The organism is Streptomyces sp. NPDC049577 (assembly GCF_040675635.1).
In the GTDB taxonomy this organism is placed as follows: domain Bacteria; phylum Actinomycetota; class Actinomycetes; order Streptomycetales; family Streptomycetaceae; genus Streptomyces.
In genome coordinates, this window is record NZ_JBFAPH010000295.1 from 1 (window position 1) to 7,890 (window position 7,890).

Below are 7,890 nucleotides of genomic sequence, written 5' to 3' on the forward strand. Positions count from 1 at the left end.
GCCACCAGCAGCACCGTCAGCGCGGGCGGCGGCAGCAGGCGGTGCGGCGCGTCCGGCGCCAGCAGCGCCTCGCGCGGGGAGAGGCCGAGGTTCCAGCCGTGCTGCACGGCGCTGGAGAACCCGTAACGGTCCACCAGCAGCGCGGGCGTGCCCGCGCGGTGCGCCGACTCGACGGCCCAGGAACAGCCGCTGAGGTACATCAGGTACGAGGCGAGACCGCCGGCCGCGTGCAGCACCGGGCGCAGGGCGTCGTACGCGGGGCCCGGGGTGGTGGTGCGGGGCAGTCCCGTCGCCTCGGCCAGCAGGGTGGTCAGCCGGGTCTTGCCGGTGCCGTCCAGCCCCTCGAAGGCGATCACCACGGGAGGCCGGCCCTTCGGCCCGGTGCCGCTCACGGTGCCACCGCCGGGCTCGGGCAGGGGTAGATGACGTCCCGGAACTCGGTGTCGCCCAGCCGCCGCACCCGGCTCGCCACCGGGGCCGCGCCCCGGGCCGCGGCCGGCTCCGGATCGCCGTCGGCCATCAGCACCAGCAGGTGCGGCTCGGCGTGCCGCGGCCCGGTGGCCACGTCGGGTCCCGGCTCGGCGCCCAGGAAGTGCAGCAGGCCGAGCAGCTCGACGTCGACGCCCGTGGTGCGGCGGACCAGTTCCGGGATGAAGCCGCCGGTGACGCGCGGCGAGAACTCCAGGACGTACAGGGTCCCCCGCCGCTCGTCGTAGAGCGCCTCGATCTCGTAGACCCCGCCGGTCAGACCGAGGCCCTTCACGAGCAGGCGCAGGTCGCGGTCGAGGGCGTCCAGGGCGCCGGGCGGCACGTCGCCGCAGTGGAAGGCGTTCCAGTGGAAGTCGGTCAGCTCGTCGCCGCGCTGGCCGACACCTTTGATCGGGAACATGCCGGCCAACTCGCCGTCACGGACCAGGAAGGGGACGGTCAGGAAGAGCGTGCTCCCGGTGAGGTCCGGCTCCAGGATGACGCCCCAGGGGTCGGCGTCCGGCTGCGTCGCGATGAACTCGTCGTACTCGGTGAGCAGCGAGCGGTCGCGCAGCTGCCGGTAGGAGCGCTCGTAGTCGGCGAGCGCCACGGCGTCCGGGATGCGCTTGACGAGCATGCTGGCGAACCCGAAGTCGGGCTTGGCCACGAGCGGATACGGCAGCGCGTCCCGGTCCCGGACCCCGGCCAGCGGGATCTTGTCGACGACGGTCACCCCGAGGCCGGCCAGTTCGGCACCGAGCCGGGTCTTGACGAGCATCCGCAGGCAGACCTCGGCGAAGTTGGGCCGGCCCACCGCGGCGCGGTGCTCGGCCATCCAGTAGACGCCGCTCTCGTGGCAGCACATCACCCGGGCGCCCTCGGGAGCGGCGGCGCGGGCGGCCGCCTCGGAGGCGCGGAGCACGCTCACCCCGGGCAGATCCGGGCACGCCGCGCCGTCGGGCAGCAGGACGGTCAGCGGTACGCCCGTGAGGGCGGCGGCGCGGCCGACGGTCTCCAGCTGAGCGGGGTTGGGGAAGACGATCAGCGTCTCCGGGTGTGCGCGGGCGGGCTCAGACACCGGCCGGCTCCTTTCCGTGGGCGGCGCCGTCGTGGTCGCCGTGGTCGATGCGGTAGGGGAGGACCTTGTCCCGTACCGGGCGGCGCGCGTACTCGGCCGCGCACTCCTCGACGAGATCGGCCAGGCCGAGCCCGGCGGCCTCGAGCATCCGGGGGAAGGCACTGCCGTCCATCAGACCGGGCAGCGTGTTGATCTCCAGGAAGTACAGCTCGCCGTCGCGCACCAGGAAGTCCAGGCGGGCGAAGCCGAAGACGGCCATCTCGTCGAAGAGCCGGACGGAGGCCTCCTTGACGCGCCGGGTCACCTCGGTGTCCTCGGTGTGCAGTACGGGCCGGACGAGTCCGTCCTCGTGCTTCTCGCGGTGGCCGAGGAAGCCCTGCGCGGTGACCGCCTCGACGACCGGCAGGGCGAGGGTGCGCCCGCCGGCCCGGACGACCCCGCAGGTGAACTCGGCGCCCTCCACGAACTCCTGGACCAGCACCTGGTCGTCGTACGGCAGCACGCGGGCGGCCGCCTCGGCCAGCGCGGCGCCGGCCGGCTCGGTCACCAGGGCGGCGAGCAGGGAGGCGCCCATCCGGTTGGGCTTGACCACCGCGGGCCGGCCGTCGAGCCGCTCGGTGATCCGCGCCGCCCACGCCTCGCGCGCGGCGGGGTCCTGGGCGGCCGCGGGGGGCAGCAGCCAGGTGCGGGGTGTGCGCAGCCCGGGGACCAGGTCGCGGGCCACGACGGCCTGGAGGCGCTTGTCCATGCCCAGGGCCGAGGCGAGCACGGGCCCGAAGCTGCCGCGCAGCCCGAGGACTTCGGCGACGCCCTGCCAGGCCCCGTCCTCGCCCTCGTTGCCGTGCAGCAGGGAGAAGACGAAGGCGCCGGAGTCCGCCAGGCGGCGCAGCCCCTCGTGCAACGGCAGGGCGGCACCCGCCCGCAGCTCCTCCTCGGTGCCGGGCCACGGCCCGGCGTCGAAGTGGCGGTAGCCGCCCTCGCGGGTGAGGTAGGCGACGCCGGCCAGGGCGAGCCGGCCGGGGGCGGCCTCGATCGCGGCGCGCAGCCGCCGGTAGCTGTGCAGGGAGGCGTCGTGCTCGGTGCTGCGGCCGCCGAGCAGCAGCAGGATCTTCTGGGTCATGGGGTCACCGGTTCTCGCGCGGCCAGGTAGGTGGCATGCGGGGTGCTGTCGACGTCGACCCGGGCGAAGGCGGTGCGCAGCAGTGCGGCGGCCGCCTCGGTCTCCAGGCCGAAGCCGGTCGTGTGGAAGGGCTGTGCGGCCAGCCAGCGGGCGGGCCGGGGGCGGAACATCCGGGAGTGCAGGACGCCGTCCGGGGCGAGGACGCGGGCGAGTTCCCGCACGGCCGCGGGCCGGTCACCGGCGGGCATGCAGTGCAGGCAGCCGATGTCGAGCGCGGCGTCGAAGGAGGCGTCGGGCCAGGGCAGCCGGGTGGCGTCGGCGACCGCCAGCTCGGCCCCCTCGCCCAGCAGCCGCCGGGCGCCGGCGACCGCGGAGGCGGAGATGTCGGAGCCGGCGACCCGGTGGCCGAGCGAGCCGAGCAGCCAGGCGTTCTTGCCGTAGCCGCAGCCCAGGTCGAGCACGCGGGCACCGGCGGGGAGGCCGGGGAGCAGCCGCCCCAGCACGTCGGTCTCCAGCGGAACGAAGTTCCACGGGACCGTGTACGGGTCCGCGTACACCCCCTCCATGCTGTCGGCCCGGTCCGCGGATCCCCGGGTGAAGTCGTGCCGCGCCGAGCGCAGCCCGCCGCCGGGATCGGGGGCGAACCCCTCCTCGGCCAGCAGGGGGAGCAGGGTGCCGGCGAGACCGTCCGGTACGGCGAGGAACCACGCGCGCACGCGGTCCCGGAAGGTCTTGACGAGGGTGCGGACCGCGAGCCGGACCGCCTCGGCGGTCACCGCGGCGGGACGGGAGCGCAGCTCCGCGTCCGGGGCGAGGCGTACGAGCCCCTCGGCCGGGGCGGCGTCGAGAAGGCCCAGCCGTCGCCCGTGGTCGCCGAGCACCTCGAAGGAGAGCGCGTCCCGCCCGTGCGGGCGTTCCGCGGTGAGGAACAGCCCGGGCCCCGCCACGCAGTACAGCTCGCGCCCGGCGAGCACGCCGGGGGTCACGGTGGGGGTGCTCATGACGCCGCCCGGGTGTCGATGCCGGGGCCGGCCGCGCGGAAGACACGGTGCAGTTCGGGCCGGCCGGCGAGGAAGAGCTCGTCGTGCGGGGTGGAGTGGCGCAGGGCCAGGGCGGGCCAGGGCGAACGGGCCACCGTGACGTCGGCGTTGCGCACGCTGGCGTCGGGGCTGGCGGGGAAGAACTCGCCGGTGGTCAGCCCCCGGGCGAGCAGCAGCGGCTTGACCCGCGTCCGTACGCCGGTCAGCAGCTCGCCCCGGCCGTCCAGCGCCGTGTAGACCACGACGCGGCAGCGCAGCAGCGCCTCGGCGGCGGGACGCGCCGCCGCGTCCTCGCGGAACTCCACCGCCAGGGCGAGGAGTTGCGCGTCGAGTGCTTCCGGGTCGTCGCCCGGCAGCGCGGACTCGACCAGTTCGATGTGGTGCCGGCGCAGTGCCGCCGGGACGTAGGGGCACAGCGCCCCCGGCCGGCCGAGCGCCGGGGCCGGAGCGCACACCTCGTCGCGGATCCAGGCGGCGGTCTGCGCGGCCCAGCGAGGGGCGGCGGCCGGGTCGGCCAGGACCCGCGCCGGGTCCAGGGCGGTGGTCGGCGTGCTCATCGGACCGCCCCCGCCAGGACGGCCGCCGGGCCGGCGTGCGCGGGAGCCAGCAGCCGCCGGGCGCAGGCGTCGACCAGGCAGCTGAGGCTGTCCACGACCGGCACCCCGAAGTCGGCGCTCTCCCGCAGCAGGTGCAGGTCGGTGCAGCCGAGGACGACCGCGTCCACCGGGCCGGCCGAGCCGGCCAGGGCCCGCAGCCGGGCCGCCGGGAAGGCGCTCGGATCGCCGTCCAGACAGGCCAGGACCAGCTGCTCCGCCTCGCGCTGGGCCGCCGCACCGGGTACGGCGAACTCCACGCCGTCGCCGTCGCGGTAGAGATCGGTGCGCAGGGTGGAGGTGGTGCCGAGCACCAGCACCCGGCGGTGGCCGTCGCGGGCGATCCGCCGCCGGACCGCGCCGACCATGTCGATCCACTCCAGGTCGCGGCCGCGCAGCAGCCCGGGGAGGTGGGAGTGCAGGGTGTTGCAGGGCAGCGCGACGCAGGTGGCGCCGGCCCGCTCGAAGACGTCCAGGGCGTCGCCCAGCAACGCGGTGATCCCGGCGTGGTGCGTCGCGTCGGCCGTGCCGGTGATGAAGGCCCGCTCCAGCGCGGCGGGGAGCGGCAGGCTGTGGGTGACCACATCGGGGTAGGCGCCGCCGGTGGCCCGCTGGTGGTGCTCCACCAGCCGCAGGTAGAAATCGGCGGTGGCGAGGGGCCCGACGCCGCCGACCAGGCCGAGCCGGGCGCGGGGCGCGGGGCCGGGCGGCGCGGGCACGCCCGGGGCTCCGGGGCCGCCGGATCTCGTGGGATTCATATCGCTTCGCTCCAAGGGGCTGCGGGTGTGCCGGCGCCGGGGGGCGTGGCGCCGGCCGCGGCGAGACAGCGCCGCCAGACGAATTCGTCGATGTTTCCGCCGGAGACCACGGCCAGGGCCCGCTCCCGCGGATGGCCCTCGCGCAGCGCGGCGGCGAGGGCGGCCGCCCCCGCGCCCTCGGCGCGGATGCCGGCCCCCGTCCACAACAGGGCCATGGCGCGGTGCAGTTCGGCGTCGCCGACGGTGGTGACACGCACGCCGGCCCGGTGGCACTCCTCGAACGGGATCCGGCCGATCCGGCGGACGAGGAGGCCCTCCGGCAGCCCCGTCGCGCCGTCGAGGACGACGCGGTGCCCGGCGGCGAGGGACCGCCGCATCGCCGGGGCGCCGCGGTACTCCACCCCGACGACCCGCACGCCGGCCGCGTGCCACTGGCGCAGGGCCGCGGTGACCAGACCGCCGCCGCCCAGCGGCACGTAGACGACGTCGGGCAGGCCGCCCTGCGCGGCGGCCTCCTGAAAGAGCGTCCGGTGCCCTTCGATGATCTCGGGATCATCGAAGCTGTGCACGAACACGGTGCCGTCGCGCGCCTCGGCCCGCGCCCGCCTCTCGCACGCGTCGTAACCGCCGTCCACCAGCACCGCCTCGGCGCCCTCGGCCCCGATCCGGTCGAGCTTGGCACGCGGGGTGCCGGCCGGGACGTGGATACGGGCGTGCTGACCGCGCGCGCGGGCCGCCGCGGCGAGGGCCGACGCGTGGTTACCGGTGGACGCGGCGACCAGCCGCGCCCCGGCGGGCAGCAGGCCGGTGCGCCGCCACACCCCGCGGTACTTGAAGGCCCCCGAGCGCTGCTTCGTCTCGTCCTTGAGCGACAGCCCGCCCCAGCCATGGGCACCGGCCAGCGGGACGAGCGGGGTGACCACCGGCCGGGCGTCCGTCGCGGACGGGACTAGCCGAAACACGGCGCGACCTCCCGCGCGAACAGCCGCAGCGAACCGGACGCGGCCGCGGGCGCGAGGCTGCCGAACCGGGTCATCAGACACAGATCGGTGATCCCGAGCCGCTCCCACTCCTTGATCTTCCGGGTGACCGTGTCCGGCGTGCCGAACAGCACCTTCTCCGGGTACACGGCCGCGTAGTCGGGCGGGGTCAGGGGACGGCCGAACGCCGCGTCCACCGCGCCCAGGTACTCCATCAGGGGCTCCCTCGGCACGGTCGCGGCCTCGGTCTCGGTGGGCGCCACAAAGAGGTGCTGGTTGGCCAGGATGCGGCCGCCCTCGGGATCGAGCCCGGCAGCGCGGCGCGCCTCCCGGTACCAGCCAAGACCCGCGGCCAGCTCCTCCGCCGAGCGGTTGTAGGGGTTGACCATCAGGCCCAGCCCCTCACGCCCGGCCAGTTCGAAGGAGTCGCGCGAGGTGGACGCGGCGATCCAGACCGGCGGCCCGGGCCGCTGCGCGGGCTTCGGCAGCACGTCGACGCCCTCCAGGTCGTAGTGCTCGCCCCGGAACCGCAGCGGGCCGTCCGCCCAGGCGCCGCGGAGCACCGCGAGCCCCTCCGTGAACAGCCCGGCCCGGTCCGTCATGGCGACCCCGCGCCCGGCGAACTCGGCGGGCAGGAAGCCACGGCCGACCCCGACCTCCACCCGTCCGCCGCTCAGCACGTCGAGCATCGCGAAGGACTCCGCGGTCTCCACGGCGTCCCGCAGCGGCAGCACCGTCGCCGCCGAACCGATCCGGATCCGCTCGGTGCGCGCGGCGACGGCCGCCCCCAGCACGGGGATGCTCGGGATGAATCCGCCGTAGGGGGAGAAGTGGTGCTCGGCGAACCACACGGCGTGCAGGCCCAGTCGCTCGGCCTCCACCGCCGCGTCGACCAGGCCGGCATAGGTCTCGGCCGCCGACGGACGGTGTCCCGGGCACTCGGCGGGCAGACAGAACAGGCCGAATCGCATACGGACTCCTCAGGGGGATGGCAACGAGAGCGCCGGGGCCGTCGGTGCCGGCGGGGCACCGGGTGTGACGGCTGCGCTCAGCCTCGTGTCGCTCAGCCTGCGGATCACGGGGGTGAGGAGCCAGGGGGCGGGCCCCTCACCAAGTTGCCTGGCAGGAAAGCGAGCAGGGGCAAAACGGCCGATCGGGCACCTGTGGCGCGGAAACGGCGCACCGGGCCGAGGGGCGTACCGAGGGTACGTCCCCTTTGATATCCATCAATCCCTTTGGTGGGGTGTCGCTTTGCTGTCAGGCACCTTGGTGAGGTGCCCGGCGCGTGGCCCCGACGGCATGTCAGGAAGCAGGCTGCTGTCGTCCGCCCGACGAGCCCCCACCGGGATGCTCACGAGAACAGGAGACCCCTGCCATGAAGCGTCCGTCGTCCCGCCTCCGGCTGCTGCTCACGGCGGTCCTCACCGCCCTCCTCACCGCCCTCGCGCCGGCCGCCGTCGCCGACTCCCCCCACCACGGCTCCGCCGCGGGCGACACCACCGAGATCCACTGCCCCCCGGGCACCCGGTGCAACGACACCTCCTGGGGCGGCTGACCGACCCTCCCCCTGCTCCCGCCGCCCCGACGAACCAGGAGTCACCGTGCCCCACACCAGTGCGGTACCGCCCGTGCTCACTCCTCGCGAACAGCAGGTCCTCGCCCTCCTCGCGGACGGCGAGACCTACTGGGCGATCGCCCGCCGGCTGGGCATCAGCCGGCACACCGTCGACACCCACCTCCGCCGTCTGCGCACCAAGACGGGCGCGGCCAACCGCACCCAACTCGCCGTCCTGGCACTGCAACGGGGGTACGTGCATCACGCCGACGCGGCGTGACTCCTGTTAGGGTGCGCC

Annotated in this window: 10 protein-coding genes; 2 read left to right on the forward strand and 8 right to left on the reverse strand. The window is 75.6% G+C overall.

What is annotated here, in order from left to right:
• The 8 genes from AB0K09_RS25875 to AB0K09_RS25910 form a co-directional block, all read right to left on the reverse strand.
• A partial coding sequence (locus tag AB0K09_RS25875) for a hypothetical protein (RefSeq protein ID WP_366067793.1) occupies positions 1-392 on the reverse strand: 392 nt, incomplete at its 3' end.
• Entirely contained in the window at positions 389-1,546 is a 1,158-nt protein-coding gene (locus AB0K09_RS25880; RefSeq protein WP_366067794.1) for a hypothetical protein, read from the reverse strand. The genes AB0K09_RS25875 and AB0K09_RS25880, both read right to left, overlap by 4 nt.
• A complete protein-coding gene (locus AB0K09_RS25885) occupies positions 1,539-2,666 on the reverse strand; it encodes an ATP-grasp domain-containing protein (RefSeq protein ID WP_366067795.1) in 1,128 nt (375 codons plus the stop codon). The genes AB0K09_RS25880 and AB0K09_RS25885 overlap by 8 nt, the downstream gene beginning before the upstream one ends.
• Positions 2,663-3,667 (reverse strand): class I SAM-dependent methyltransferase, encoded by a 1,005-nt coding sequence (locus AB0K09_RS25890; RefSeq protein WP_366067796.1) that lies wholly within the window; start codon positions 3,665-3,667, stop codon positions 2,663-2,665. The genes AB0K09_RS25885 and AB0K09_RS25890 overlap by 4 nt, the downstream gene beginning before the upstream one ends.
• Positions 3,664-4,263, reverse strand: a complete 600-nt coding sequence (locus AB0K09_RS25895; protein WP_366067797.1) for a DUF6875 domain-containing protein — start codon at positions 4,261-4,263, stop codon at positions 3,664-3,666. Before AB0K09_RS25895 ends, AB0K09_RS25890 begins: the two co-directional genes overlap by 4 nt.
• Positions 4,260-5,057, reverse strand: a complete 798-nt coding sequence (locus AB0K09_RS25900) for an aspartate/glutamate racemase family protein (RefSeq protein WP_366067798.1) — start codon at positions 5,055-5,057, stop codon at positions 4,260-4,262. Before AB0K09_RS25900 ends, AB0K09_RS25895 begins: the two co-directional genes overlap by 4 nt.
• Positions 5,054-6,019, reverse strand: a complete 966-nt coding sequence (locus tag AB0K09_RS25905; RefSeq protein ID WP_366067799.1) for a pyridoxal-phosphate dependent enzyme — start codon at positions 6,017-6,019, stop codon at positions 5,054-5,056. Before AB0K09_RS25905 ends, AB0K09_RS25900 begins: the two co-directional genes overlap by 4 nt.
• Positions 6,007-7,008, reverse strand: a complete 1,002-nt coding sequence (locus AB0K09_RS25910) for an LLM class flavin-dependent oxidoreductase (protein WP_366067800.1) — start codon at positions 7,006-7,008, stop codon at positions 6,007-6,009. Before AB0K09_RS25910 ends, AB0K09_RS25905 begins: the two co-directional genes overlap by 13 nt.
• 404 nt (positions 7,009-7,412) lie before the next feature.
• Between AB0K09_RS25910 and AB0K09_RS25915 the strand changes: the two genes are divergently transcribed.
• Positions 7,413-7,592, forward strand: coding sequence for a hypothetical protein (locus tag AB0K09_RS25915; protein WP_366067801.1), 180 nt, complete (start codon positions 7,413-7,415; stop codon positions 7,590-7,592).
• A gap of 46 nt (positions 7,593-7,638) precedes the next feature.
• Positions 7,639-7,872 (forward strand): helix-turn-helix transcriptional regulator, encoded by a 234-nt coding sequence (locus AB0K09_RS25920; protein WP_366067802.1) that lies wholly within the window; start codon positions 7,639-7,641, stop codon positions 7,870-7,872.
• Positions 7,873-7,890 lie beyond the last annotated feature (18 nt).

Bases quoted from the DNA above. Each gene is read 5' to 3' on its own strand.
- AB0K09_RS25885 (WP_366067795.1), bottom strand. From the start codon at position 2,666: ATGACCCAGAAGATCCTGCTGCTGCTCGGCGGCCGCAGCACCGAGCAC.
- AB0K09_RS25890 (WP_366067796.1), bottom strand. From the start codon at position 3,667: ATGAGCACCCCCACCGTGACCCCCGGCGTGCTCGCCGGGCGCGAGCTG.
- AB0K09_RS25915 (WP_366067801.1), top strand. From the start codon at position 7,413: ATGAAGCGTCCGTCGTCCCGCCTCCGGCTGCTGCTCACGGCGGTCCTC.
- AB0K09_RS25895 (WP_366067797.1), bottom strand. From the start codon at position 4,263: ATGAGCACGCCGACCACCGCCCTGGACCCGGCGCGGGTCCTGGCCGAC.
- AB0K09_RS25910 (WP_366067800.1), bottom strand. From the start codon at position 7,008: ATGCGATTCGGCCTGTTCTGTCTGCCCGCCGAGTGCCCGGGACACCGT.
- AB0K09_RS25900 (WP_366067798.1), bottom strand. From the start codon at position 5,057: ATGAATCCCACGAGATCCGGCGGCCCCGGAGCCCCGGGCGTGCCCGCG.